Source organism: Acidovorax sp. sic0104, assembly GCF_019219095.1.
GTDB lineage: Bacteria > Pseudomonadota > Gammaproteobacteria > Burkholderiales > Burkholderiaceae_C > Acidovorax.
In genome coordinates this window covers 21,599-47,411 of the sequence record NZ_JAHUWH010000002.1, presented here as the reverse complement: position 1 = coordinate 47,411, position 25,813 = coordinate 21,599, and the positions used below count along the sequence as shown (strand labels likewise).

Below are 25,813 nucleotides of genomic sequence, written 5' to 3'. Positions count from 1 at the left end.
CCCCTAGTGTGCGACGAATACTCGCAGCATTGCGCGACCCCGCGCGACCCTGGTGTGCGTCCTCGCATGTGCACCCAACCAACATGATCCAACTAAAGAACGTCACCCTGCGACGCGGGGCCAAAGTCGTGCTCGACAGCGTGTCGGCCACCATCAACCCCGGAGAGAGCGTCGGGCTTGTGGGGCGCAACGGCGCCGGCAAATCCAGCCTGTTCGCCCTGCTCAGCGGCAAGCTGCATGAAGACGGCGGCGATTTTCACGTTCCCAGCAGCTGGCGGATGGCCGAGGTCGCGCAGAACATGCCCGAGACCGACCAGTCGGCCACGGAATTCGTGCTGGAAGGCGACACACGCCTCGCAGAAGTCCAGCAACAGTTGCTCGACGCCGAGGCCAGCGACGACGGAATGGCCATTGCCCACGCCTATTCGGACCTGCATGACGCCGGTGCGCACGATGCGGTCGCACGCGCGCAGGCGCTGATCCTGGGCCTGGGCTTTCGCGTCAGCGAGCTCGAGAACCCCGTCAACAGCTTCTCCGGCGGCTGGCGCATGCGCCTGCAACTGGCGCGCGCCCTGATGTGCCCCAGCGACCTGCTTTTGCTGGACGAACCCACCAACCACTTGGACCTGGACGCCCTGGTCTGGCTCGAAGCCTGGCTCAAGCGCTACGCGGGCACGATGATCGTGATCAGCCATGACCGCGAGTTCCTGGACGCCATCACGAACGTCACTTTGCAGATCCAGACGGGTCAGCTCAACCGCTACGGCGGCAACTACAGCAAGTTCGAAGAACTGCGTGCGCAGCAACTCGAACTGCAGCAAGCCAGCTTTGCCAAGCAGCAGGAGAAGATGGCCCACCTGCAAAAGTTCATTGACCGCTTCAAGGCCAAGGCCAGCAAGGCCAAGCAGGCGCAAAGTCGCGTCAAGCAACTGGACCGCATGGAGAAGATTGCACCTGTGCTGGCCGAGGCCGACTTCACCTTCGAGTTCAAGGAGCCTGCCAACCTGCCCAACCCGATGCTCGCCATCAGCGATGCGTCGTTCGGCTACATGGACGACGAAGGCGTGCCCACCACCATCCTCTCGGGCGTGAACCGCTCGGTATTGGCGGGCCAGCGGATCGGCATCTTGGGTGCCAACGGCCAGGGCAAGTCGACGCTGGTGAAGACCATCGCGCGCACCATGAAGGCGCTGGGCGGCAGCGTGACCGAGGGCAAGGGACTGAACATCGGCTACTTTGCGCAGCAAGAGCTCGATGTGCTGCGCCCTGCGGAGAATCCGCTGGAACACATGATCCGCCTGGCCAAGGAGCTGGGTCCCGACCTTAAACAACCGAGCCGCGAACAGGATCTGCGCAGCTACCTGGGCACGTTCAACTTCACGGGCGACATGGTCAAGCAGGCTGTGGGCACGATGAGCGGTGGCGAAAAAGCCCGACTGGTGCTGGCGATGATCGTCTGGCAACGCCCCAACCTGCTTCTGCTGGACGAGCCTACCAACCACCTGGATCTGGCAACCCGCGAGGCCTTGGCCATGGCGCTCAACGACTTCGACGGCACCGTCATGCTGGTCAGCCACGACCGCGCGCTGCTGCGCTCGGTGTGCGAAGACTTCTGGATGGTGGGCCGAGGCGTCGTGGGCCCCTTCGACGGCGACCTGGACGACTACCAGCGCTACCTGCTCGACGAATCCCGCCGCCTGCGCGAAGAGGCTCGCCTGGCCGATCAGGCCCAGAACTCGGCCACGCGCTCCAGTACCCCGCCTGCAGATGCCCCGACACCCGCTCCCGCGGCTGCGGCGACACCAGTGCAGGCTCCGCTGGCAGAAAGGACCCTGCTGCCATCTGCGCCAGTTGCGGCGGCGCCCCGGGACAGCCGGGAGCAGCGCAAGCTGGACGCACAGGCTCGCCAGCAGCAGGCGGAGAAGACCCGCCCCCTGAAGAAAGAACTCGAAGCCATCGACAAGCGCCTTGCTGCGTTGTCAATCGAGCGGGCCGCCCTGGAGCAAAAACTGACGGAATCACTGCCTCCCTCGGACATTGCCGAATGCGGCAAGCGCCTCAAGGCAGGAAACGACGAGACGGCCCGCCTGGAAGAGCGTTGGTTGGAAATTTCGTCCGAGCTCGAAGAAATTCAGGCATCCGCCGCGGCTTAAGATGTAAAACCCTGTAAATTTGCCAGTATGGTTTTGAAGTAGTGCGCTTGCCAGCAATGCGTTTGAAGCTATCAATTTTGTAGCAAATTGAAATGTAAAAAACACGGCCCCAGCGGTTGCATTTTTTTGCGAAAAGCTGTCAACCCATCCCATTTGGTCCGCGTTGTTGGTACATCACAGGAGTTTTCCAGCATGAATACCACCGCAATCTTGTCCGCTTGGCCCGAAGACGAACGCGACCGCAAGCGCGCTCCCACACGCTTCTGATAGATAGCGCAACGTTCTTCATCCAGAATCCTGGTCCACCGGATTCCCACCGATGCAAGCCTTGGGTTTTGACCGCAGACCGTGCCAACGTACAGGTGCGTCATTCCCTCTGGCTCCAAGCAGGAGGCACTACTGATTTCAGCCATGCTCAAAGCAGGCGACTCTCTGAATGCCAACCGCCCACAAAAAACCCCGCATTGCGGGGTTTTTGCTTTTCTGAGGCAAGGCAAATGGAAATACCAGTGTCCACGCCCCATGTCCACGCGGCTCAACCCATGTGCAGGCCGCCATTGACAGAGAAGTCCGCGCCGGTGGCATAGCCGCCCTCTTCGGACGCCAGCCAGGCGATGATGGAGGCGATTTCGCTGGGCTCGCCCAGGCGCTTGACGGGTACGGTGGCAACGATCTTTTCCAGCACGTCAGGGCGGATGGCCTTGACCATGTCAGTGCCGATGTAACCAGGGCTCACGGTGTTCACCGTCACGCCCTTGGTAGCGAGTTCCTGGGCCAGGGCCATGGAGAAACCGTGCATGCCGGCCTTGGCTGCAGAGTAGTTGGTCTGGCCTGCCTGGCCTTTTTCCCCGTTGACCGAGCTGATGTTGATGATCCGGCCCCAGCCCTTCTCGACCATGTCCGCCACCACCTGCTTGGTAACGTTGAACATGCTGTTGAGGTTGGTTTCGATCACGGCGTCCCAGTCTTCGCGCGACATCTTCAGGAACATGCGGTCGCGGGTAATGCCGGCGTTGTTCACCAGCACGTCGATCGTGCCGTGTTCAGCCTTGGTCTTTCCGAATGCCTCGACAGTGGAGTCCCAGTCGCCCACATTGCCGACCGATGCGTAGAAAGTAAAGCCCTGGGCCTTTTGTTCGGCCAGCCATTTGGCATGGTCTCGGGTAGGACCGCAGCCTGCGATGACCTTGAAGCCCTCCTTGTGCAGGCGTTGGCAGATGGCGGTGCCGATGCCGCCCATGCCGCCGGTGACGTATGCAACTTTCTGGGTCATGTGATTTCTCCTTGTTGATTGGATGAAGCGCTCACCGCCACTCTAACCAAGAAATCAGACGCCGCCGTGAAGGAAAACACTGAAGCCCTTTCGTTTTTGACGTATTGGCATCCGCGGTGCCTGCGGCGGCACAGTGCCTGTCTCGGATCACTGTTCTGGTGCACCGCGGAGAAAGCAAAAAGCCGCGCTGTTGCGCGGCTTTTCGAAGCAGCCCCGGACAAGGGGCCAACAGTACCCAAGGAAAGATCAGCGTTCCAGTGCGAGCGACACGCCCATGCCACCACCAATGCACAGGGCGGCCAGGCCCTTCTTGGCGTCGCGGCGTTGCATCTCATGCAGCAGCGTGACAAGAATCCGGCAGCCAGACGCGCCGATGGGGTGGCCGATGGCGATGGCGCCACCATTCACATTGACCTTGGCGGGGTCGATGGCCAGTTCCTTGTTCACGGCACAGGCCTGCGCAGCAAAGGCTTCGTTGAGCTCGAACAGATCCACGTCGGCTGCGTTCCAGCCGGCGCGCTGCAGGGCCTTGCGCGATGCAGGCACCGGGCCCATGCCCATGGTGGCGGGGTCCAGCCCGCTGGTGCCGAAGGCGGCGATGCGGGCCAGGGGCTTGAGGCCCAGGGCGGCCGCCTTCTTGGCGCTCATCACCACCACGGCAGCCGCGCCATCGTTCAGGCCAGAGGCGTTGCCGGCGGTCACGCTGCCGGCCTTGTCGAAGGCGGGTCGCAGGCCGGCCAGGGCTTCTGCATTGGTCTTGCGATTGAGGTATTCGTCAGCGTTGAAGAGGATGGGATCGCCCTTCTTTTGCGCCAGGCTCACGCCCACGATCTCATCGACGAACTTCCCGGCGTCCTGCGCCGCAGCTGCTTTTTGCTGGCTTGCGAGGGCCAATGCGTCCTGCATTTCGCGGGTGATGCCGTATTGCTTGGCGACGTTCTCCGCCGTGATGCCCATGTGGTATTGGTTGTAGACGTCCCATAGGCCGTCGACGATCATGGTGTCGACCAGCTTCCAATCGCCCATGCGCAGGCCTTCGCGCGATCCGGGCAGGACGTGGGGGGCCAGGCTCATGCTTTCCTGCCCGCCTGCCACGACGATCTCGCTGTCGCCCCAGGCGACGGCCTGGGCGGCCAGCATCACGGCCTTCAGGCCCGAGCCACACACGGCGTTGATGGTCAGGGCCGGCGTTTCCTTGGCCACACCGGCCTTGATGGACGCCTGACGGGCGGCGTTCTGCCCGACGCCCGCCGTCAGCACCTGGCCCATGATGACTTCGCCGATCTGGTCGGACGACAGGCCCGCACGCGTGATGGCTTCACGGATCACGATGGAACCCAATTCGGTTGCGGGGGTCTTGGCCAATGCACCACCAAACTTGCCCACGGCAGTGCGGGTGGCCGAAACGATGACGATGTCTTCCATGGAATGTCCTTGTGGTTGGAGGTTGTAGCTTGGCAATTCTCGCTGCGCTTTAGATCAGTGGTTTTGCGTATCCGTGGCGAGGCCGTGGTGTGGCAGAGGACGATGCGGCTCACGCCTTTTGCTTGACGTAGCGGCCCGGCGCGGGCTCGATGGCCTTGAACTTCACTCCCTTGCCATAGGCCTTGGGGGCAGCGATCTGCTTGCCTGCGTGGCCCTTGAGCCAGCCAGACCAGTCGGTCCACCAGCTGCCGGGGTGCTCAGCGGCACCGTCGAGCCACTGATCAAGCGTGGCTGGGAACTTGCCGTCAGCGCGTATCCAGTGACTGCGCTTGCCCTTGGCCGGTGGGTTGATCACGCCGGCGATGTGGCCCGAGGCGCCCATCACGAAGCGCTTCTTGCCTGGCAGCACCTGGGTGGACGCATAGGCTGCGGTGGCCGGCACGATATGGTCTTCGCGGGAGCCGTAGATGTACACGGGAAGGTCCAGGCCCGCCAGGTCCATCTTCTCGCCGCACACCGTGAGCTTGCCCGGCTTGACGAGGTTGTTCTCCAGGTAGAAATTGCGCAGGTACCACGCATAGAACGGCCCAGGCAGGTTGGTGCTGTCGCTGTTCCAGTAGAGCAGGTCGAATGGCGGCGGGGTCTCGCCCTTGAGGTAGTTGCCCACCACGTAGTTCCACACCAGGTCGTTGGGGCGCAGGAAGCTGAAGGTCGATGCCAGGTCCTGCCCCTTCATCAGTCCGCCCTGGCCCATCTGCATTTCGCGGAACTTCACGAAGCCTTCATCGATGAACACATCAAGGATGCCGGTGTCCGAAAAATCGATCAAGGTGGTGAGGAAGGTGGCGCTGGCCACAGGCTCGTCGCCGCGCGCGGCCAGCACGGCCAGCGCGTTGGAGAGGATGGTGCCGCCCACGCAAAAACCCAGTGCATTGATCTGCTCGGCACCGGTGATGTTCTGCACTACGTCGATGGCGGCCATGGCGCCGTCTTCGACGTAGTCGTCCCATGCTTTGTGGGCCAGGGTGTCGTCGGGGTTGCGCCAGCTCACGACGAACGTGCGGTGGCCCTGCTCCACCGCATAGCGGATGAGCGAGTTCTCAGGCTGCAGGTCCAGGATGTAGAACTTGTTGATGCACGGCGGCACCAGCAGGAACGGACGCTCATACACTTTGGGCGTGAGCGGCTTGTATTCGAGCAGCTGGAATAGTTCGTTCTCGAACACCACCGCGCCTTCGGTGGTGGCCACGTTACGGCCGACTTCGAACAGGCTTTCGTCCGTCATCGAGACATGGCCCTGCGTGATGTCGTGCAGCAGGTTCTGCATACCCTTCGCAATACTCTCTCCCTTGGTGTCGATGGCCTTCTTCTGCGCCTCGGCGTTGAAGGCAAGGAAGTTGCTCGGCGCCATGGCCGCCATCCATTGCTCTACACCGAAGCGGATGCGCGCCCTGGTCTTCTCGTCGGATTCCACTGCATCGGCAAGGCCCATGAGGGTGCGCGCATTGAGCAGATACGCCGCCGCGGAGAAAGCGGCCACCGGATTGCTGGCCCAGCCTTCGCCGGAAAAACGCCGGTCCTTGACCTCGGGCGTGCCCTGCAGGCCCTGGGCCCACAGCTGCTTGGCCTCCTCGAGGTACTGCTGCTGCAGCGCCTGCAGCTTGGCAGGAGAAAACTGGAGCTGCGGGGCGGACGGCGCGGATGCGCCAAGATCCATTTTCTGGAACGACTGGAGTGCCTGCGACCAGCTTTGCCCGAAAATCTGCTGGAACTGCTGAGCGCTCTCGGCCCAGATTGATTCAGAATTCATGCTCTTTCCTCGGTGGTTCGTCGTTCGCAGCGGCTGGGCTTTGTCCCTCGGCTTCATTGTTGCCCACCGGCTTGTGCAAGGCAACGGCTTCACACCATCTGAAACGTGTTCCTTTACCCAACCGCTTGTTCAATACGCACAACCAATGTACCTGATCGTCATCGTCTGGACCTACGTCACCCTCATGATGGCCGTGGCCGAAGCCACCAGCCCGGTCGGCACCGTGCTGGGCGCCATCATCACCTTCGTGCTGTATGGCGTATTGCCGATGGGCATCCTCGTTTACATCCTCGGGACGCCGTCGCGCAAACACAAGATCAAGGCCCGTGAGGCGGCCGAGCAGGCCGAGTACGACGCGCAGCAGGCACCGGAAAACGTGCGCCCCTCGGATGAAGGCATTGTCAGCGGCGACAACGAAGCGCCGCCATTGGCCTCAGTCGCGCCAGATGCAGGCGGCGAAGCGCCCGGAGCTGCCGAGCACGCCACTGTCGCGCCGGTGCGAAAAGAACCGTGAGGAATCGGTCACGGTGCACCAGGACGCGCTGCTGTCATTGCCATAGATGGCGTCAACGCCCAAGGCCTGCAGCCTCAGGCGGGCCAGGCCAGCCAGGTCGCACAGGTACTTGCCCGGCGAGACATGGCTCGGCGTGAAGCACGCCTGAGCAGCGACCGACACATCGCAAAACGCCGCGCGCACCTCGGCACCCACTTCGAAGGCGCGAGGGCCGATGCACGGCCCCAGCCATGCCAGTGTGCCAGACGCAGCCGTGCGTTCACTGGGCTCGGCCGCCGCAGCGGCAGTCGGCACAAGGCTGGCGAACCGCGCAAAGACCGTCTCCAGCACCCCCTGCCCGCCTACCCCGGCCAGCCCGCGCCAACCGGCATGTGCGGCAGCCACCACGGTGCCTGACCGGTGGGCCAGCAGTACCGGCATGCAATCGGCCACCATGATCGTGCAGGCCACGCCCGGTGCCGAGGCTACGCAGGCGTCGGCATCCACGCCATCGGGCGTAAGGCTGTCCAGATGCACCACGCCGTCGCCGTGCACCTGGTTCAGAAAGACGGGACGCGCGTCGGCCGAGACGGCTTGCAGTCGCGCCTGAAGCCGCTGACGATTGGCCCGCACAGCGGCGGGGTCGTCGCCCACGTGGGCGCCCAGGTTCAGGCTGTCGTAGGGGGACACGCTCACGCCCCCCCTGCGGGTGGAGCACAGCGCGTGCACCCCCGCGGGTATGGGCCAATCGGGGAGCAGCCACTCGGCGGCGGGTGCCACGGCGAGACTGTTGGCCGTCAAGCTTCGTGGTCCGGGCAGGCCGAGGGCTGGGCCTTCTGGAACGCTGGCAGCGCCATGCAGGCGCCGTGCACGGCCATGGTGAGCGGCAGGCCGTCAAGATTCACCTTGAACCGCTGGGCGTTGAAGATCTGCGGCACCAGACAGCAGTCGGCGAGCGTGGGGGTGTCGCCCCAGCACAGCACCGATGCTGACAGGCCCCTGTCCGCGCGCTCCCGCGCCAGCAGCACCAATTGGCGCTCCACGGCCTCCAGTCCGCGGCGTGCCCAATGGTGGTACCAGGCATTCTTGGCGTCGTCGTCCACCTTGAGCTCGCGCACCAGATACTTGAGCACGCGCAGGTTGTTGATGGGGTGAATCTCGCAAGCCACCATCTGCGCCAGCGCGCGCACACGGGCACGGGCCAGTGCATCGCCAGGCAGCAATGCCGGTGTCGGATGGGTTTCTTCCAGGTATTCGATGATCGCCATCGATTGCGACAGCGCTGCGCCGTCATCGGTGATCAGCGTGGGCACCAGGGCATCGGCCACGCGGATGGTGTAGTCGGGGTGCTGGTGCTCGCCCTTGACCAGATGCACGGGCAGATAGTCGTAGTCCAGACCCTTGATCGCCAGCGCGATGCGCACGCGGAAGGAGGCAGAAGAACGGAAGTAGTTGTAGAGCTGCATGCGGGAATTTTGCCTTTGCTTTGCTTAGATGCGGCGCGCCGCGCGCCACGGTTCCCGGGCGGGTTGGGAGCCTCAGGCGCCGGAGGCACCCGCAGGGTCCTGGTGGCGGTAGACCACCTTGGTGAGCATCTCCATGAGGTCGCTGCGCTCCTGCGCATCGAGCGGGGCCATCAGGCGTTCCTGCACCCGCTGCGCCGCGTCGCGCATCTGCAAGGCCGCGACCTCGCCTTCGGGCGTGATCCACAGCAGCTTGCGTCGGCGGTCGCGCGTGTCGGGTTCGCGGCGGATCCAGCCGCGCTTTTCCAGCCTGCCAATGACCGACCCCGAGGTGGCTGCATCGAACGCGACGCGCGATGCCAGCGTGACCTGGTCTTCACCCGGCTGGGCCAGCAACTCGTGCAGGATGGCGAACTGCACAGGCGTTACATCAAACCCCGCCGTCTCTTCCATGAAAAGCGCCACGGTGCGCTGGTGGGCACGGCGCACCAGGTGCCCTGGCGTGTTGTGGAAATCGAAGCTCTTTGCCATGGGCGCGAGTGTAGCGTCAGAGCGCGCGCGCCCCGCAGCCATGGCACACTGCCACCTCTGGAGTGCCTCGGGCCCCTTCAAGACAGACAGCAATACAAGAAAGGCAGACATGAGCTACGTGTTTTCTCCCGCTCCGGTGGCCAGCGTGCCCGTGGTGGGCAGCGGCGACCGTTTTCCCGTCCACCGCATCTACTGCGTGGGCCGCAACTACGAAGAGCATGCCAAGGAGATGGGCTTTACCGGCCGCGAGCCGCCCTTCTTCTTCATGAAGCCGGCCGACGCCATCGTGGTGGTGAACGCGGGCGAGACCGGCCAGCTGCCCTACCCCAGCCTTACCGCCAACCTGCACCACGAGATCGAGCTCGTTGTCGCCATCGGCAAGGGCGGCAAGAACATCGCGGCGGCCGACGCGCTATCCCACATCTACGGCTACGCCGTGGGCCTGGACATGACGCGGCGCGATCTGCAGAACGACATGAAGAAGCAAGGCCGGCCGTGGTGCATCGGCAAGGGCTTCGACGCGAGCGCCCCCATTGGCCCCATCACCCCGGCCGCGCACGCGGGCAACGTGGCCAACGCCGGCATCTGGCTGCAGGTCAATGGAGCCGACAGGCAGCGCAGCACCGTCGCACAACTGATCTGGAATATCGCCGAGACCATCGAGCACCTCTCCGCCGCCTGGGAACTGCAGCCTGGCGACCTTATCTACACCGGCACCCCCGAAGGCGTCGGCGCGGTCGTGCGTGGCGATGTGCTGGAAGGTGGTGTCGAAGGCCTGGGTACGCTGCGCCTGAACGTGGCGTGACACCCCACCTTGCGTGCGCTGCACCGACTTGTGCGGCAGCGCACGCGGCCCGCTCGCGCGCAGTGCCCGCTACACTATGCTTTTCATAGCTGCCTGCGCATGCTGAATAAGCGTTAGCGGCCCATTTGAACCCAATTCAACGCATGACCTTCCGCAGCCCCATCCAACACTGCCGCGCTTGCGGCACCGCCGTGGTCTACCGCCTGCCGGACGATGGCGACACCAAGCAGCGTGCTGTGTGCCCTGCCTGCAATACCGTGCACTACGAAAACCCGCTCAACGTGGTGGGCACGGTGCCGGCCATGCCCGATGGTCGCGTGCTGCTGTGCAAGCGCAACATCGAGCCGCGCTGGGGCAAATGGACGCTGCCGGCCGGCTTCATGGAGCTGGACGAAACCACGGCCCAGGGTGCAGCGCGTGAAACGGACGAGGAAGCCGGCGCCCAGATCGAGATGGGCCCTCTGTTCAGCCTGCTCAACGTGCCGCGCGTGGGCCAGGTGCATCTGTTCTACCGTGCCACGCTGCTCAGCGACCGGTTCAACCCCGGCCATGAAACCATCGAGGCAAAGCTGTTTGCCGAAGAGGAGGTCCCCTGGGACGAGCTGGCTTTTCGTACCGTGAAGGAAACGCTGGCAGCCTACTTTGCGGACCGCAGGGCGGGCGGGTTTGGGCTGCACTGCATCGATATCGAGTAGCCCAGCGGCTGCGCGCGCCGCTGCGCCTTCGCTCAGCCAGGATCAAGCTGAGATGGTCCTCCTTCGGGTTCATCGGCAAACGCCCGGGCAATGGCCTGGAACTCGGCCTCCCTGGCCAGAAATGCGTCCACCAGGGCCGGGTCGAAGTGGCTTCCCCGGCCTGCCGCCACAATGCCCACCGCCTCCTCATGCGTCATGGCGTCCTTGTACACGCGCCGGGTGATCAAGGCGTCGTATACATCGGCCACCGCCATCAATCGGGCTGACAAGGGGATCGCATCTCCTGACAGACCCTGCGGATAGCCGCTGCCGTCCCACTTTTCCTGGTGCGAATAGGCGATCTCCTTGGCTATGCGCAAGAAAGGCACGGTCTTGCCCAGGCGATGCTCGGCCATGGCAATCGCATCGCGCCCCATGGTGGTGTGGGTCTTCATGATTTCAAACTCTTCCGGCGTCAGCCTGCCGGGCTTGAGCAGGATGGCGTCGGAAATGCCTACCTTTCCCACATCGTGCAATGGCGCGCTCTTGTAGAGCCATTCGATGGTCTGTTCATCCAGGTGCGGCGCGTAGACGGGGTGGCGGCGCAATTCGGTGGCCAGAAGGCGGACATAGCGCTGGGTGCGCAGCAGGTGGTTGCCGGTGTCGTTGTCGCGCGCCTCGGCCAGCGACGCCAGGGCCAGCACGGTCACGTCCCGCACGTCACGCACCTCCTGCGTGCGGCGCTCCACCTCCTCCTCGAGATAGCTGGATTTATCGCGCAGAAAATCCGACGCCCCCTTGAGGGTGAGATGCGTGTGCACACGCGCAAGCAGCAGTGGTGGCACGACAGGCTTGGCAATGTAGTCGACTGCGCCCAGCGAGAAGCCCAACGCCTCGTTGTCCATATCGTGCCGCGAGGTCAGGAAGATCACCGGGATGTCGCGCGTGCGCGCATCGGCCTTGAGCCTGCGGCAGACCTCGTAGCCATCGGGCTGCGGCATCACCACGTCCAGCAAGATGAGGTCAGGCGGTGTCGCCTGGGCAATCTGCAGCGCGCGGTCGCCGCTGGGCGCCACCCGCACCTTGTAGCGGTGGGTCAGCAGTTCGCTGATGAGTTGCAGGTTTTGCGGGGTGTCGTCCACCACCAGCACCGAAGGTCGCGCGGCGGAGGGGGTCGATTCGTTCATGTCGATGCTCCTGATTCAGCCTGTGCACCACCCGTGGCCGCATCCAGCACCCGCAGCGCAGCCGGGAAGTCGAAATCGCGCAAGCGGGCTTCAAAGTCCTCGAACTGCCCGCCCATCAAGGCCTGCAGATCTCCAGCCCTGCGCTCCAGCAAACGCCTTGCGCGCGGATCGTCCTGCGCCAGCCAGGCCCTGAGCAACCCAACCGTGCGCTCCAGCCGCAAGGGACTGCGCAGGCCCCCGTGGGGCGTTGGCGCAGACACCGGCAGCACCGCCCGCAGTTGAGTCACCAGCGACTGCAGTTCGCGGGACAGCAGCTCCTGGCTGCTCCATAGCGCATTCCCCCCGTGGGCCGATTGCTCCACGGCGCTGGCGTGACACCGCAGTGCGTCGGCGCCGATTAGCGCCGCCAGTCCCTTGAGGGTGTGGGCCAGACGCTCGGCCAGGGGCCAGTCGCCGCCACGCAGGGCCTCGGACAACTGATCGGCGGAGCTCTCCTGGGTGGCGATGAATTCCCGCAGGGTCGCGATGTAGCGCGCAGGGCGATCCAGTGCGTGGCGCAGGCCGCTGCGCGTGTTCAGGCCCGGGACGCAAAGCAATGGCTGCACCAGGGGGTGTTTTGTCGGGTCCACCGGCTCACCGTCAGAGGCCACAGGCGATTGCTCGGCCTGCTGCGCATCCCCTGCCACCAAAAAACGCCGCAACACGCGCCACAGGCTGGCGGGCTCGATGGGCTTGGCAACGAAGTCGTCCATGCCGGCTGCCTGGCAGCGAGCGCGGTCGTCGGCCAGTGCGTTGGCGGTCATGGCGACAATCGGCAAGCTCGCCAGCGCCGGCTGGGATCGCAGACGCCGGGTTGCTTGCAGCCCATCCATCTCGGGCATCTGCATGTCCATCAGCACCAGGTCATAGTGCTGGCGCTGGGCCATCTCCAGCCCCACGCGGCCATTGCCTGCGACATCCACCGAGACACCCGCCTCGGCCAGCAGCTCTGCGGCGACCTGCTGATTCAGTGGATTGTCCTCCACCAACAGCACGCGCCGCCCTTCCAGGCCGATCGGCGCGCCCTGGGGTGCCTCGCGCTCGGTCTCCGGCTGCGTGTCCTGGGCGGGCACGGTCGCATCGTCCGACAGGGGCTCGCCTGCCAGCAGGCGAACCAGGGTGTCGAACAACAATGACGCACCTACAGGCTTGAGCAACACCTCGCGCCTTGCCAACGGGTGCTGCTCCTGTTGCAGCCATTCTTCGCGCCCATGGGCCGTGATGAGCACTCCACGAGGCGGTTTGCTCAGCCCCAGCCCCTTCATGCGCTCGAGCGTTTGGAGGCCGTCCAGGCCCGGCATCTGCCAGTCCACCAGCGCCACGTCAAAGGCCTGCTGCCGGCGGTCGGCCTGCGCCACAGCAGACAGCGCCGCCACGCCAGAGGCCACAGCCTCCGCACGAAAACCCATTTGCTCCAACATGTGCAGCAGCACGGTGCGGGCACTGTCGTTGTCGTCCACCACCAGCACCCTCCGCCCCAGGAGGTCGGCGCTTTTCGGTGGCTGCGGTCGCTGCGATGCAGCCACGCCAAGGCTCACGGTCGCCCAGAACGTGGCGCCTGCGCCGGGCTTGCTTTCAACGCCGACCTCGCCCCCCATCAGGTCGACCAGCTTGCGCGTGATCGCCAGCCCCAGCCCTGTGCCGCCGAACTGGCGGGTCGTGGACGAATCGGCCTGCTCGAAGCTGCGGAACATGCGCTCCTGCTGTTCAGGCGCAAGACCCACTCCGGTGTCTCGCACCAGGAAGCGCAGCAGCACTTTCTGGTCGTTGCGCGCCTGAACGCGCACCATCACGCAGACCTCGCCATGCTCGGTGAACTTGATGGCATTGTTGGTGTAGTTGATCAGCACCTGCCCCAGCCGCAGCGGGTCACCGATCAACCAGGGCGGGACATCCGGCGCCACGTCGTAGATCATCTCCAGGCCTTTGTCGCTGGCGCGCTGTCCGAGGAGCCCCGCCAGATTGTTGAGCAGCGCATCGAGTTCGAATTCGACATGCTCCACCGTCATCTTGCCGGCCTCGATCTTGGAAAAATCCAGGATGTCATTGATGACGCCCAGCAAGTGCTGGCCGGAGCGCTGGATCTTTTCGAGGTAGTCGCGCTGCCGCGGCGTCAGGTCGGTCTTGAGAGCCAGGTGGCTCATGCCAATGACCGCGTTCATCGGCGTGCGGATCTCATGGCTCATGTTGGCCATGAATTCGCTCTTGGCCTGTGCCGCCTGTTCGGCCTGCAGACTGGCGTCGCGCAGGGCCAGGGTCACGCGAAGCAGGTTTTCGCGCATGACTGCCAGGCGACCCATGACGCTGCCACTTTCCGTGCGTTCGCCCAACTGTATGGGGGTCTCCAGGTCGCCGCTGGAGATGCGGCCAATGGCCTGGTGGACCTCATCGATCGATCCTCCCATGATGCGCTCCAGCCGTGCCACGAAGGTGTTGAAGCTGCGGGCGACGGCCTCGAATTCCTGGCTGTTGCTGCTGGGCAGCCGCAGTGACAGGTCGGCATCGACCGATGCGATGTGCTCCAGCGCATCGCGCACGGCAAACAATGGGCGCAGCACCACCAGGCGCAAGCCGATCAGCAGCACCAACGCCACCAGCACATTGAGCGCCAGCATGACGCCCACCAGGCGCACCAGATCGCGCCGCACATTGTCGCGAATGGCCTGGGTGGTCGCATAGATGCGGACAACACCCAGCGGGTGCCGCGCCTGGCCCTCTTCATAGCGCAGGCGCACGCTGCGTTCGACATCGGCCGGCATCTGCGCCGGGTTCCAGGGCTGGCCCGACGGCCGGATGAGTGCCTGGTAGGTGGACTGCCCCTGCTCATCGAACACCTCGATGCCCAGCACATCCGCCGTCCCGAGCTCCGAATCCACGATGGTGCGCACCAGGTTGTTGTCGAAGCGCCAGAGCGCATCGGGCAGATTGCGTGACAGCCGGGCCACGGCGGCATCCAGCTCGGCATGTAGCTGCCGCAGCTTCTGCGCCCGGCTTTCCATGTAGTTGTAGGCGCCGAAACTGCCCAGCACGACAGACACCACCAGGACCAGCAGCGCAATGAAGCGGTTTTGTATGGAGTTCATCGACCGGCCCCTGCAAGCTGCGTCGGTGCCAAACTGGCAGTTCAGGTAGGAGTTTCAGTAGGGATAGTCAAACCCCGCTCGTTGGTAGATGGCTTTGAAGGTGTCGGACTTGTGGAAGGTTTCCATCTCCTCGTCCCAGATGCGCCGCAGCACCTCGCCACGAGCGGTATCCGCGAAAGCCAGGTACAGCCCCAGGTGCATCACGAATGCCCGTTCGACATCGCGCATGTCCACCCCCCGGGAATTGATGTCATCGGCAATGTCGGACTGCGCACCGATGAAGTAGTCGATGCGGCCCGCCTCGAGCATCTGCAGGGCACTCTGGATCGTGTCTACCTCGACGATCTTCATCGGGACCTTGAGATACCTGTCCAGGCCAAAATCGCGCAGCCAGGCCACGCGCTTGTCGCGCAGGTCGGCAATCCCCCCGAACAGATATCCGGGGCGCTTGCGAAAAAGCGCCTGCTGCACATTGCGGTCGAAATGCCAGCGCGGGTACAGCGCAAAGTCCTTCTCATGCAGGAACGAGGCGACCCAGGCGTCGGCGCGTTTGTCCTTGACCGCCTGCACAGTGCGTGCATAGGGATAGATGGTGATGCGCAACTCTATCTTGCGCCGCGCGTACACGGCACGGATGAGGTCGAAATACAGGCCCGTGCCATCCTTGCGCGTCAGACCATGCCAGGTATCGGAGACCAGGTGGATATCGGCAGGAGGAGTGTCGGCCGCCACGGGCCACGCCAATGAGGATGCAACACCCGCCATGAGTGCCCTTCGGGACCACAACGCCAGACTGTCGCGTTCAACGCAAGCTTTCATGGCAACTCCCCATGCGCCAGCCGGACCGCCGAGCGGCTGACAGCGATCAAGACCGACGGAAAATCGGTGAAGCAGTTGGTTGCAATTGTAGTGAGGCAGGGTCAATGCACAAGGGCCAGAAACCTCGCAAAGTGCACGACTGCTGAACGATTTGGGGGGCCGGCAAGGCCCCCACGGCGAAGATCAGCCGCCCACGCGCTCCTCTGCGGGCACCGGCGGCGCTGTGGACGGGCTCGGGGTGCCGGGCGCGCCCTGCGACGGGTCGCTGCGAAACAGCCCCCGGATCCAGTCACGCATGGTGTCCAGCGAGCTGTCAGGCGCGGGCACGGGGCGTATATCGAACTCGTCCACAAACCGGTCATTGCCGTTGATCACCTTGGTGCGGATCGCCTGTTGCATGAAATCCCCCACCATCGGCAGCGCACTGCGGGCGCCCTGCCCCCAGTGGTCGCTGCGCAGAGTGATACGGCCATCGTTGAAGCCTGCCCAGGCACCCGCCACCACGCGGGCATGCATCAGGATGAACCAGCCATCGGTGTTGTCCTGCGTCGTGCCGGTCTTGCCAGCCACGTCGGCCTGAATGCCATAGCGCGATCGGATGGCCGCGCCCGTGCCCCGGTCGATCCCGCCGCGCATGGTGTTGCGCAGCGTCTGCGCGGCACGGCCGTCGAACACCGTCTCGGGCACGGGCTTGGCGAAGGTCTCGAGCACCTTGCCGTGGCGGTCCTCGATGCTGGTGATCATCACCGGCTCCACGTAGCGGCCCAGGTTCACGATGCTGCTGTAGGCCGAGATCATTTCCTTGAGCGTCACCGGGCTCGTGCCCAGCGCGAGCGAAGGAACCTCCTCCAGCGGCGACTGCCGCACACCCAGTGCCCGCGCCACCTCGGCCACGCGGGCCGGCCCCACCTGCTGCATGACCTGCGCGGTGATGGTGTTCTTGGAGAATGCCAGGCCGTCAGCCAGGCTCATGGGCTGGTCGCTCGGCGGGCCGCCGTCGGTCGGGCGCCACACGCGGCCGTTGCCAAGCGGAATCTCCACCGCCGCATCCATCAGCATGTCTGTAGGCTGTGCGCCCTGGGCGAAAGCCGCGCCGTACACGAACGGCTTGAAGGTGGAGCCGGGCTGGCGCCGCGCCGCCTGCACATGGTCGAACGGATCCTGCCCGAAATCGCGGCTGCCGACCCAGGCCAGCACATGGCCCGTGACCGGGTCCTGCGCCAGAAAACCAGCCTGCACGCGCGTCTTCTCGGCGCGCAGCTTCTGCAGGAAGGCTTCATCCGCCAGCAGCGCCTTGAGCACGTCCTCGGGCGCCTCGCCCTTGTCCACGGCACCGCGGTACTCGGCGCTCTCGCGAACCAGTGCCTGCACGAGCTCGTTGTTCGCCCCCCAGCCATCGCGCCGGCCCCAGGCGGCGTCGGCCACCGTTTGCAGCTGCTTGCCCTGGCGGGCCACGGCCTGGTTGGCAAAATTCTGCAGCCGAGAGTCGATGGTGGTGCGGATCACCAGGCCATCGGCGTACAGGTTGTAGCCATGGCTGTCCGCCCAGTCGATGAGCTGCTTGCGCAGCTGCATCGCAAAGTGCGGCGCCGGGCCCATGACCTCGGTCTGGCGCTCGAAGTTCACGCGCAGCGGGCGCTTTTGCAGGTCGTCGAACTGCGCCTGCTCGAGCTTGCCGCGCTTGACCATCTGCGACAGCACGGTGTTGCGCCGCGCCTGGGCGCGCTCGGGGTTGAGCACCGGGTTGTAGTAGGCCGTGCCCTTGAGCATGCCGATCAGCGTGGCGCTTTCCAGCACACTGAGCTTGTCGGCCGACTTGTCGAAATACGTGCGGGCCGCCATCTCGATGCCGAACGCGTTGTACAGGAACGGTACGGTGTTGAGGTACGTCTCCAGCACCTCGTCCTTGCTGTACGAGGCCTCGATCTTCACCGCCGTGATGGCCTCCTTGAGCTTGCGCGTGAGGGCCTGCGGAAACACCCGTGAACGGCCGATCTCGTCCGGGAATAGATTGCGCGCCAGCTGCTGCGTGATGGTGGAGCCGCCCTGCGGGTCCCCCCGCAGCGTATGCACCACCGACGACGCGGTGCGCCGCCAGTCGAGCCCGAAGTGGCTGTAGAAGCGGTGATCCTCGGTGGCGATCAGCGCGTCCACCACATGCGGCGAGATCTTGTCGAGCTCCACCCACTCCCGGTTGGCCCAGCGGTACTCGGCCAGCAGCTTGCCGTCCACCGACATGAGCTGCGCGGGCAGCTCGCTCTTGGCCTTGCGGATGTCGCTGATGGACGGCGTGAACGGAATCAGCGCCAGCGTGTACACCAGCACCGCCGCGGGCACCGACAGCGCACCCCAGAACAGTGCCAGGCGCAGCGGCCGGGGCATCCAGGCGAACAGGCCCGCCAGCCAGCGGAAGAACGCCGCGGCGCGGTCCTTGAAGGAAAGCAGCAAAGTGCGCATCAAAAACTCGAAAAAATGAAAAGCGCCTCAGGCGCCAGGGCCGGACAGCAGTGCCAGCATGCCGGCTTCGTCCAGCACCGGCACGCCCAGCTCTTCGGCCTTGGCCAGCTTGCTGCCCGCCTCTTCGCCAGCCACGACGTAGCTCGTCTTCTTGCTCACGGAGCCCGAGACCTTGGCACCTGCGGCCTCCAGCATGTCCTTGGCCTCGTCACGGCTCAGGGTGGGCAGCGTGCCCGTGAGCACGATGGTCTTGCCGGCCAGCACCTGCGGTGCCTTGTCGGCACGGGCCGATTCGGACCAGGTCACGCCGCAGGCGCGCAGTTGTTCGACCACTTCGCGGTTGTGCGGCTGCTGAAAGAAGGTGTGCACGCTCTGCGCGACGATGGGCCCCACGTCGGGCACCTCCAGCAGTTGCTCCACCGTGGCGGCGGTGTCCTGCGTTGCGCCCATCAACGCATCCAGCGTGCCGAAGTGCTTGGCCAGGTCTTTGGCGGTGGATTCGCCCACCTGGCGGATGCCCAGGCCGAACAGGAAGCGCGCCAGAGTGGTTTGCTTGGATTTTTCGAGCGCTGACAGCACGTTCTGCGCAGACTTCTCGGCCATCCGCTCCAGCGCCACCAGGGACGACAGGCCCAGGCGGTACAGGTCGGGCAGCGTGCGGATGACGTTGGACTCGACCAACTGGTCCACCAGCTTGTCCCCCAGGCCCTCGATGTCCATCGCGCGGCGGGCGGCGAAGTGCAAAATGGCTTCCTTGCGCTGCGCGGCGCAGAACAGGCCGCCAGTGCAGCGGTGGTTGGCCTCGCCCTTCACCCGCACCACATCGCTGCCGCACACCGGGCAGGTCTTGGGCATGTGGAAGTTGGGCACATAGCCAACCCGGTTGCCTGGCATCACGCCCACCACTTCGGGGATCACGTCGCCGGCGCGCCGCACGATGACGGTGTCGCCCACGCGCACACCCTTCTTGCGGATCTCGAACAGGTTGTGCAGCGTGGCGTTGGTGACGGTCACGCCGCCCACGAACACCGGCGCCAGGCGCGCCACGGGCGTGATCTTGCCCGTGCGGCCCACCTGCACGTCGATGCCTTCCACCTTGGTGGCCATCTCCTGCGCAGGGTATTTGTGCGCCACGGCCCAGCGCGGCTCGCGCGTCTTGAAGCCCAGGTCGCGCTGCAGCTGCAGGGAGTTGACCTTGTACACCACCCCGTCGATGTCGTAGGGCAGCGCATCGCGGCTGGCGCCGACCTGCTGGTGATATGCTACTAATTCAGTAGCACCTGTCGCAATCTGGACCTGCGCTGCGACCGGAAAACCCCAGGATTTGAGCGTCTGCAGGAGCTCGAAATGCGTGCGGAACACCAGCCCGCCCTCCGCGGCCGGGGTGATGGCGCCCAGGCCGTAGGCAAAAAAGCTCAAGGGACGCTGCAGCGTGATGTTCGAATCCAGCTGCCGCACCGCGCCCGCCGCCGCGTTGCGCGGGTTCACAAACGTCTTGCCGCCCTGCTCCCGCTGGCGCTCGTTGAGCGCATCGAAGTCGGCGCGGCGCATGTAGACCTCGCCGCGCACTTCCAGCAGTGGCGGTACGCCGTCGGGCAGGGTCAGCGGGATCTGGCGGATGGTGCGGATGTTGTGGGTCACGTCCTCGCCCACCTCGCCATCGCCGCGCGTGGCGGCCTGCACCAGACGGCCTTTTTCGTAGCGCAGGTTCATGGCCAGGCCGTCGAACTTGGGCTCGGCCACGTACTCGATGGCCGGGTCGGCGTCCGACAGGCCCAGCTCACGCCGCACGCGGGCATCGAAGGCCTGGGCGCCCGTGGCCTCGGTGTCGGTTTCGGTGTGGATGCTCAGCATCGGCACCGCATGGCGCACCGGCGTCAGGCCCTCCATCACCGCCCCGATCACGCGCTGCGTGGGCGAGTCGGAGGTGATGAGGTCGGGGTGCTCGGCCTCCAGCGCCTGCAGTTCGCGAAAGACCCGGTCGTACTCGGCATCGGGCACGGTGGGCTCGTCCAGCACGTAGTACTGGTGCGCCCAGCGTTGCAGCTGGTCGCGCAGCGCTTTGGTTTTGATAGCTGCCTGCGCTGGGCTGGTCTGCGCTGCGGCGGAAAAAAGTTGGGATTGTTCAGTCATGTTGAAGGCACATGCCACTGCGCTCGAAGTGCCTTTGATAAAACGCCATATACCTCGTATTCACCTGAAGGCAAGTCATCTGGGAGTATTTCAATCGCACCTTTTTGTCTGACCACTGTCCGACTCCAGTGAAAGTATGAAATTCCACTTGCGCTTTCGTTGTCCGGAGTGGTTTGCCGATGACGAACTCCGGGGATGGGCCCAATTCCCGCTCCAGGATCATGAGCGGATAGTGTTTTGACAGCTGCTCAATAGCACATTGCCAACTGGCCAACTCGAACTGCACGGGCTGCTGAGTTCCTGGGCGTACACCCTCTCTTTTCAAAAGCCGCTCCTGAAACTCATCAGTGGCAGTCCGCTTGACCTCGGTGATGTCTGACCTGCGCAGAATCATCAATCCGTCGATCTGAAAATCATAGACGTACTCCAGCGCGAGCAAGTCATCGGAGATACCGACCAAAAATCCCTGAATACCATAGTCGTCGACATCCCGTCGTCGAATGGAAACAAGGCTTTTAGCTTGGCAACACGCTGTCAGCGATTGCATGTCCAAAGAATTAGCTGAACAGCCTGCGCGCCAGCACCGACCCCGCCGACAGGTCGCGCCCGTCGAGCTGGTCGTACAGCAGCTCCAGGTCGGCCGTGATCGGGTCCATGGCCATCGCGGGCAGCGGGTGGCCGTTCTGGTCGCACAGCACGCCGTCCATGGCGTCGCACAGCGCCTTGGCCACCTCGCGCAGGCGGGCGAAGGGTTGCTCGGAGCGGTGCACCTGGGCGACGTCCAGGCTCAGGGTGATGTCGCGGATGGCGGACTGGTCCGGGTCGTCGGCCAGTGCGGCGGCGGTGTCATAGCCCAGGGTGAGCAGCGGCGGCAGGCCTGCAGCACTGGTGGCGGGCAGCACCAGGCGGCCGGGCATGGCACCGGCCACGAAGCCCAGGCGGCCGGCGTTCTGCTGCACGTAGCCAGGGCTCCAGGCAGCCTGGCGCGCGCGCAGCATGAAGGCCAGTTGCGCATCGTGGTCGCTGGCGAACTGGTCCAGCTCACGGGCGCGGGCCACTTCCTGCAGCATGTCGGGGAAGTCGGGCGCAGCGTTGATGGCATCGGCAAACGCCTGTACCTTGACCACGAACTCCGAGAACTCGATCTCGTTGAGCGCGCCCATGCGGTTGGCCAGTTGAACGCCGGCCTGGAAGGCCTGGTAGCGCTGGCCGGGCGCGGGGGTTTCCCACTGCTGGGTGGCTTCGTTCAGGCCTTCTATGGCGAACGGCTTGCTGCCGGCGCGCCGCGTGGGGGGTAAGGCGGCCAGGGCGGCGTCGCCCGAGACGACATGTTCAGGCTGCAGCGGCGCGATCACGTCGATCAGCGGGTCGAGCCCAGGGCGGCGCTCCACCGAGAACGACGGCACCGGCATCTGCAGCGCTTCGGTGGGGTCCACCGCATGCTCGGCCGACGGGTCGGTGCCCCGGTCCAGCGCCTGCAGCTCCCCGGGTGTCAGCTCCGCCGGTGCGCCCCCCTCAAAGCCCGGCTCCTGGCGCAGCGCGGGCTCGGCCAGGCGGTCCACGGGCCCGGCGCCGCCGCGTTCGGTCTCCTGCGGCACGGCACGCTTGGGTGCGTTGCGGCGCGACGTCCAGGTGTTGTAGGCCACGATACCCGCCAGCAGCAGGCCGCCGATGATCGCCAGACTCAGTTGCAATGTGCTCATAAGAAAAAGAGTTTTTCGGCTATCCAGCCACGCCGCAAACTGGCGCTGTCCATGCCAGCGCCACCGTGGATCCGGCTTTGCCGGTCCACCGGAGGCGTCCCCCATGAGGGGAGAAGGCGCGAAGCGACTCAGGGGGGATCATGCATCCACCATGGAAAGGGCCGATTCCATGTCCACCGCCACGATGCGCGAGACGCCCTGCTCCTGCATGGTCACGCCGATGAGCTGCTCGGCCATCTCCATCGCGATCTTGTTGTGGCTGATGAACAGGAACTGCGTGCCCTTGGACATGCTGGACACCAGCTTGGCGTAGCGCTCGGTGTTGGCATCGTCCAGCGGCGCGTCCACCTCGTCCAGCAGGCAGAACGGCGCAGGGTTGAGCTGGAATATGGCGAACACCAGCGCGATGGCGGTGAGCGCTTTTTCCCCGCCCGACAGCAGGTGGATGGTCTGGTTCTTCTTGCCCGGCGGCTGCGCCATCACCTGCACGCCGGAGTCGAGGATTTCGTCGCCCGTGATGATGAGCTTGGCCTGTCCGCCGCCGAAAAGCTCGGGGAACATGCGGCCGAAATGGCCGTTCACGGTCTCGAAGGTGCCCGACAGCAGCTGGCGGGTTTCGCCGTCGATCTTGCGGATCGCGTCTTCCAGCGTGTTCATGGCCTCGGTCAGATCGGCCGTCTGCGCATCGAGGAAGACCTTGCGCTCACTCGCCAGCTTGAGTTCGTCCAAAGCTGCCAGGTTGACCGCGCCCAGCGCGGCGATCTCGCGGTGCAGGCGGTCGATCTCGCCCTGCAGTCCGGACACGCGCACGTTGCCGTCCGCGATGGACTGCGCGACGGCCTCCAGGTCGGCCTGGGCATCGGTCAGCAGCGTGGTGTACTGCTCCAGGCCCAGGCGTGCGGCCTGCTCCTTGAGCTGGAATTCGGTGATGCGGGCGCGCAGCGGGTCCAGGGCCCGTTCCAGCTGCATGCGGCGCTCGTCGCTGGCACGCAGCTTGGTGGTGAGGTCGTCGTATTCGCTGCGCTGGGCGGAGAGCGCCTTCTCGCGCTCCATCTTCACATCCAGGGCCTGCTGCAGTCCGCCTTGCGCGGCGGCGTCGGACAGGCGGGCCAGCTCGTCGCGGGCGCGCTGCTGCTCGTCGGCCAGCGCGGTGGCCTGCTGGGTGGCGGTCTCGATGGAACGATTGAGTTCGCCGCGGCGCGCCTCCAGGCTGCGCCGAGAGAACGTGGCCTCCTGGGCCTGGCGCTCCAGCGCGCGCTGTTGTTCGCGGCAGGCGGCCAGCTTGCGCTCGGCCTCGATGACGCCGTCGCCCAGCTGGGCTTCGCGCTCCTGGCTGTCGGCCAGTTGCATGTCCAGCTCTTCAAATCGCGCTTCGGCGGACACCCGGCGCTCTTGCAGGTCGGCCAGCTGCGCCTCCACCTCGGCCAGGTCGGCGTCGATCTGCTGACTGCGGGCCCGCATCTGCTCTGCCAGCTGTGTGAGGCGCAGGGTCTCCACCTGCAGCTCATGGGCGCGCCCCTGGGTTTCGGTGGCCTCGCGGCGCGCAGCCACCAGGCGCTGGGAGGCGTCGGCATACGCGGCTTCGGCACGGACCAGTGCCGTGCGCGACTCCTCGGCGATCAAGGCCTGTGCGCGCAGCTCTTTCTCCAGGTGTTCGATCTCCTGTGCGCGGGCCAGCAGGCCGGACTGCTCGGAGTCCTGCGCATAGAAGCTCACGCTGTGGCTGCTCACGGCATGGCCGGTGGGCACGAAGACAACTTCGCCGGGCTGCAGGCTGGAGCGGCGGTTCAGGGCCTCGTCCAGCGTGCTGGCTGTGTAGCAGCCCTGCAGCCAGTCGGTGAGCACGGCGCGCAGGCCCGCGTCGTTCAGCCGCAGCAAATCCGACAGGCGGGCATGCTGCGAAGGCGCATCGGGCTGGCCAGCCGCCGGAGCGCTGTAGAAAGCCAGCCGAGCGGGCGGCGCATCGGTGCCGCCCGATCCGAGAAAGCCGCGCACCATGTCCAGCCGCCCCACTTCGAGCGCGGAAAGGCGCTCGCGCAGCGCGGCCTCCAGCGCGTTTTCCCAGCCCTTTTCGATGTGGATGCGGCTCCACAGGCCCTGCAAACCCTCGAGGCCGTGCTTGGCGAGCCAGGGGCGCAGCTTGCCGTCGGTCTTGACCTTTTCCTGCAGCGCCTTCAGGGCCTCCATGCGGGCCGACAGCTCGGCCTGGCGAGCGCTTTCGGCATTGACGGCCTGCTGGCGCGCGCGGCGGTCGTCGTCGAGCTGGGGCACGGACTCTTGCAGCTCGTGCAGACGGGCTTCCGTGGTTTCTGCAATCTCCTGGGCTTCTTCCAGTTGCTCGCGCAGATTGGCAAGGCGCGCCTCGTCCGGCGCGGCCAGCGCGTTACGGTCGGTGCGCAGCCGCTCGAAGCGGCTGTCGAGCTGCCGGCTTTGTTCGTCGATGCTGCGCTGTTCTGCGGCCAGCACGCCGATCTGCTGCTGCACCTGCACCACGCTGCCGCGCTGCTCGCTGGCGCGACTCTGGGCCTGGCGCAGGGCGTCTTCCAGGTCGGGCAGCTGCATCGCCTGCTCTTCGACCTGGGCGGCCAGCATCTCGGCGCGCTCTTCGGCATCCACACCGGCACCGGCCAGGTTTTCGAGCTCGATGTCGGCCTCTTCCTTGCGCGACTGCCACTGCGCGATCTGCTCGGCCAGCGTGACCAGGCGCTGCTCCACACGCTGGCGGCCTTCGACCACGTAGCGGATCTCGGCTTCGAGCTTGCCCACTTCGGCCGTTGCCTCGTACAGCCGGCCCTGCGCCTGGTTGACCTGGTCGCCGGCCGCGTAGTGGGCCTGGCGGATGGTTTCGAGGTCGGACTCCACCGCGCGCAGGTCGGCCATGCGCGATTCGAGGTCGTTCACGGCCTGCAAGCCATCGAGGCGCACCTTGGCCTGGTCGGCCTCGGCATCGGCGCGCTTCAAGAACCACAGCTGGTGCTGCTTGAGCGTCGCATCGGCCTGCAACGTGTTGTATTTGGCCGCCACCTCGGCCTGCTTTTCGAGCTTTTCGAGGTTGGCATTCAGTTCGCGCAGGATGTCTTCGACCCGGGTGAGGTTCTCGCGCGTGTCCGACAGGCGGTTTTCGGTTTCGCGGCGGCGCTCCTTGTATTTGGAGACGCCCGCGGCTTCTTCGAGGAACAAGCGCAGTTCTTCGGGACGCGACTCGATGATGCGGCTGATGGTGCCCTGCCCGATGATGGCGTAGGCCCGCGGGCCCAGGCCCGTGCCCAGGAACACGTCCTGCACATCGCGGCGGCGCACGGGCTGGTTGTTCAGGTAGTAGCTGCTGGTACCGTCGCGCGTGAGCACGCGGCGCACGGCCACTTCACCGTACTGGCCCCATTGGCCGCCGGCGCGGTGGTCGGAGTTGTCGAACACCAGTTCCACGCTGGCGCGGCTGGCTTGCTTGCGGGTGGTGGTGCCGCTGAAGATCACGTCCTGCATGGACTCGCCGCGCAGCTCGCTGGCCTTGCTTTCACCCAGCACCCAGCGCACTGCGTCCATGATGTTGGACTTGCCGCAGCCGTTCGGACCCACCACGCCCACCAGTTGGCCTGGCAGCATGAAGTTGGTGGGTTCAGCGAACGATTTGAAACCGGAAAGCTTGATGGAGGTAAGGCGCACGGATCAGAAGACGGGCAATGGAGCGGGACTGGGGCGGGACTTCAATGCAATGGGCAAAGTGGCGCCGGACGTGCGATCCGGGCAGGGAACGCGCTGGCTGCG

18 protein-coding genes are annotated in these 25,813 nt (G+C 65.2%); 4 read left to right on the top strand and 14 right to left on the bottom strand.

The window, feature by feature from the left end:
- Positions 1 to 83 precede the first annotated feature (83 nt).
- A complete protein-coding gene (locus KW835_RS04395) occupies positions 84 to 2,153 on the top strand; it encodes an ABC-F family ATP-binding cassette domain-containing protein (RefSeq protein ID WP_218381095.1) in 2,070 nt (689 codons plus the stop codon).
- A gap of 535 nt (positions 2,154 to 2,688) precedes the next feature.
- On the opposite strand, the gene phbB is transcribed toward KW835_RS04395, so the two are convergent.
- The 3 genes from phbB to KW835_RS04380 all read right to left on the bottom strand — a co-directional run bounded on the left by phbB (position 2,689) and on the right by KW835_RS04380 (position 6,661).
- A complete protein-coding gene (phbB, locus tag KW835_RS04390; protein WP_218381094.1) occupies positions 2,689 to 3,426 on the bottom strand; it encodes an acetoacetyl-CoA reductase in 738 nt (245 codons plus the stop codon).
- Positions 3,427 to 3,672: 246 nt separating this feature from the next.
- Complete coding sequence (locus tag KW835_RS04385; RefSeq protein ID WP_218381093.1) at positions 3,673 to 4,851, bottom strand: acetyl-CoA C-acetyltransferase; 1,179 nt, start codon at positions 4,849 to 4,851, stop codon at positions 3,673 to 3,675.
- Positions 4,852 to 4,960: 109 nt separating this feature from the next.
- Complete coding sequence (locus KW835_RS04380) at positions 4,961 to 6,661, bottom strand: alpha/beta hydrolase (protein WP_218381092.1); 1,701 nt, start codon at positions 6,659 to 6,661, stop codon at positions 4,961 to 4,963.
- A 145-nt stretch (positions 6,662 to 6,806) separates the two neighbouring features.
- On the opposite strand from KW835_RS04380, the gene KW835_RS04375 reads away from it, so the two are divergent.
- On the top strand, positions 6,807 to 7,175 hold the full coding sequence (locus KW835_RS04375) for a hypothetical protein (RefSeq protein WP_218381091.1): 369 nt from the start codon (positions 6,807 to 6,809) through the stop codon (positions 7,173 to 7,175).
- Here KW835_RS04375 and pgeF read toward each other — a convergent pair.
- The 3 genes from pgeF to KW835_RS04360 form a co-directional block, all read right to left on the bottom strand.
- A complete protein-coding gene (pgeF, locus tag KW835_RS04370; protein ID WP_218381090.1) occupies positions 7,095 to 7,955 on the bottom strand; it encodes a peptidoglycan editing factor PgeF in 861 nt (286 codons plus the stop codon). The two genes, KW835_RS04375 and pgeF, sit on opposite strands and share 81 nt — an antisense overlap.
- Positions 7,952 to 8,620, bottom strand: a complete 669-nt coding sequence (maiA, locus tag KW835_RS04365; RefSeq protein WP_218381089.1) for a maleylacetoacetate isomerase — start codon at positions 8,618 to 8,620, stop codon at positions 7,952 to 7,954. The genes pgeF and maiA overlap by 4 nt, the downstream gene beginning before the upstream one ends.
- A gap of 72 nt (positions 8,621 to 8,692) precedes the next feature.
- On the bottom strand, positions 8,693 to 9,148 hold the full coding sequence (locus tag KW835_RS04360; RefSeq protein ID WP_218381088.1) for a MarR family winged helix-turn-helix transcriptional regulator: 456 nt from the start codon (positions 9,146 to 9,148) through the stop codon (positions 8,693 to 8,695).
- 109 nt (positions 9,149 to 9,257) lie between these two features.
- Here KW835_RS04360 and KW835_RS04355 point away from each other — a divergent pair, with 109 nt between their 5' ends.
- Both KW835_RS04355 and KW835_RS04350 read left to right on the top strand, forming a co-directional pair.
- Complete coding sequence (locus KW835_RS04355) at positions 9,258 to 9,953, top strand: fumarylacetoacetate hydrolase family protein (RefSeq protein WP_218381087.1); 696 nt, start codon at positions 9,258 to 9,260, stop codon at positions 9,951 to 9,953.
- 143 nt (positions 9,954 to 10,096) lie between these two features.
- On the top strand, positions 10,097 to 10,648 hold the full coding sequence (locus tag KW835_RS04350) for an NUDIX hydrolase (RefSeq protein WP_218381086.1): 552 nt from the start codon (positions 10,097 to 10,099) through the stop codon (positions 10,646 to 10,648).
- 32 nt (positions 10,649 to 10,680) lie between these two features.
- On the opposite strand, the gene KW835_RS04345 is transcribed toward KW835_RS04350, so the two are convergent.
- The 8 genes from KW835_RS04345 to smc all read right to left on the bottom strand — a co-directional run bounded on the left by KW835_RS04345 (position 10,681) and on the right by smc (position 25,711).
- A complete protein-coding gene (locus KW835_RS04345; RefSeq protein WP_218381085.1) occupies positions 10,681 to 11,814 on the bottom strand; it encodes a two-component system response regulator in 1,134 nt (377 codons plus the stop codon).
- Entirely contained in the window at positions 11,811 to 14,936 is a 3,126-nt protein-coding gene (locus KW835_RS04340; RefSeq protein ID WP_218381084.1) for a response regulator, read from the bottom strand. The genes KW835_RS04345 and KW835_RS04340 overlap by 4 nt, the downstream gene beginning before the upstream one ends.
- A 54-nt stretch (positions 14,937 to 14,990) precedes the next feature.
- Positions 14,991 to 15,701: an ABC transporter substrate-binding protein gene (locus KW835_RS04335; RefSeq protein WP_218381083.1), complete on the bottom strand. Its 711-nt coding sequence runs from the start codon at positions 15,699 to 15,701 to the stop codon at positions 14,991 to 14,993.
- Positions 15,702 to 15,938: 237 nt separating this feature from the next.
- Positions 15,939 to 18,212, bottom strand: coding sequence for a transglycosylase domain-containing protein (locus KW835_RS04330; RefSeq protein ID WP_218381082.1), 2,274 nt, complete (start codon positions 18,210 to 18,212; stop codon positions 15,939 to 15,941).
- A 27-nt stretch (positions 18,213 to 18,239) separates the two neighbouring features.
- Positions 18,240 to 20,345 (bottom strand): NAD-dependent DNA ligase LigA, encoded by a 2,106-nt coding sequence (gene ligA, locus KW835_RS04325; protein WP_218381081.1) that lies wholly within the window; start codon positions 20,343 to 20,345, stop codon positions 18,240 to 18,242.
- A complete protein-coding gene (locus KW835_RS04320; protein ID WP_218381080.1) occupies positions 20,338 to 20,892 on the bottom strand; it encodes a hypothetical protein in 555 nt (184 codons plus the stop codon). Before KW835_RS04320 ends, ligA begins: the two co-directional genes overlap by 8 nt.
- A gap of 10 nt (positions 20,893 to 20,902) precedes the next feature.
- Positions 20,903 to 22,048 carry a cell division protein FtsZ gene (locus KW835_RS04315; protein ID WP_218381079.1) on the bottom strand — a complete coding sequence of 382 codons (1,146 nt, stop codon included), beginning with the start codon at positions 22,046 to 22,048 and terminating at the stop codon, positions 20,903 to 20,905.
- A gap of 138 nt (positions 22,049 to 22,186) precedes the next feature.
- Positions 22,187 to 25,711 (bottom strand): chromosome segregation protein SMC, encoded by a 3,525-nt coding sequence (gene smc, locus KW835_RS04310; protein WP_218381078.1) that lies wholly within the window; start codon positions 25,709 to 25,711, stop codon positions 22,187 to 22,189.
- Positions 25,712 to 25,813 lie beyond the last annotated feature (102 nt).

Bases quoted from the DNA above. Each gene is read 5' to 3' on its own strand.
- KW835_RS04360 (WP_218381088.1), bottom strand. From the start codon at position 9,148: ATGGCAAAGAGCTTCGATTTCCACAACACGCCAGGGCACCTGGTGCGC.
- maiA (WP_218381089.1), bottom strand. From the start codon at position 8,620: ATGCAGCTCTACAACTACTTCCGTTCTTCTGCCTCCTTCCGCGTGCGC.
- KW835_RS04375 (WP_218381091.1), top strand. From the start codon at position 6,807: ATGTACCTGATCGTCATCGTCTGGACCTACGTCACCCTCATGATGGCC.
- KW835_RS04330 (WP_218381082.1), bottom strand. From the start codon at position 18,212: ATGCGCACTTTGCTGCTTTCCTTCAAGGACCGCGCCGCGGCGTTCTTC.
- KW835_RS04345 (WP_218381085.1), bottom strand. From the start codon at position 11,814: ATGAACGAATCGACCCCCTCCGCCGCGCGACCTTCGGTGCTGGTGGTG.
- KW835_RS04395 (WP_218381095.1), top strand. From the start codon at position 84: ATGATCCAACTAAAGAACGTCACCCTGCGACGCGGGGCCAAAGTCGTG.
- KW835_RS04350 (WP_218381086.1), top strand. From the start codon at position 10,097: ATGACCTTCCGCAGCCCCATCCAACACTGCCGCGCTTGCGGCACCGCC.
- KW835_RS04320 (WP_218381080.1), bottom strand. From the start codon at position 20,892: ATGCAATCGCTGACAGCGTGTTGCCAAGCTAAAAGCCTTGTTTCCATT.
- KW835_RS04340 (WP_218381084.1), bottom strand. From the start codon at position 14,936: ATGAACTCCATACAAAACCGCTTCATTGCGCTGCTGGTCCTGGTGGTG.
- KW835_RS04315 (WP_218381079.1), bottom strand. From the start codon at position 22,048: ATGAGCACATTGCAACTGAGTCTGGCGATCATCGGCGGCCTGCTGCTG.
- KW835_RS04380 (WP_218381092.1), bottom strand. From the start codon at position 6,661: ATGAATTCTGAATCAATCTGGGCCGAGAGCGCTCAGCAGTTCCAGCAG.
- phbB (WP_218381094.1), bottom strand. From the start codon at position 3,426: ATGACCCAGAAAGTTGCATACGTCACCGGCGGCATGGGCGGCATCGGC.
- KW835_RS04335 (WP_218381083.1), bottom strand. From the start codon at position 15,701: ATGGCGGGTGTTGCATCCTCATTGGCGTGGCCCGTGGCGGCCGACACT.
- ligA (WP_218381081.1), bottom strand. From the start codon at position 20,345: ATGACTGAACAATCCCAACTTTTTTCCGCCGCAGCGCAGACCAGCCCA.
- KW835_RS04385 (WP_218381093.1), bottom strand. From the start codon at position 4,851: ATGGAAGACATCGTCATCGTTTCGGCCACCCGCACTGCCGTGGGCAAG.
- KW835_RS04355 (WP_218381087.1), top strand. From the start codon at position 9,258: ATGAGCTACGTGTTTTCTCCCGCTCCGGTGGCCAGCGTGCCCGTGGTG.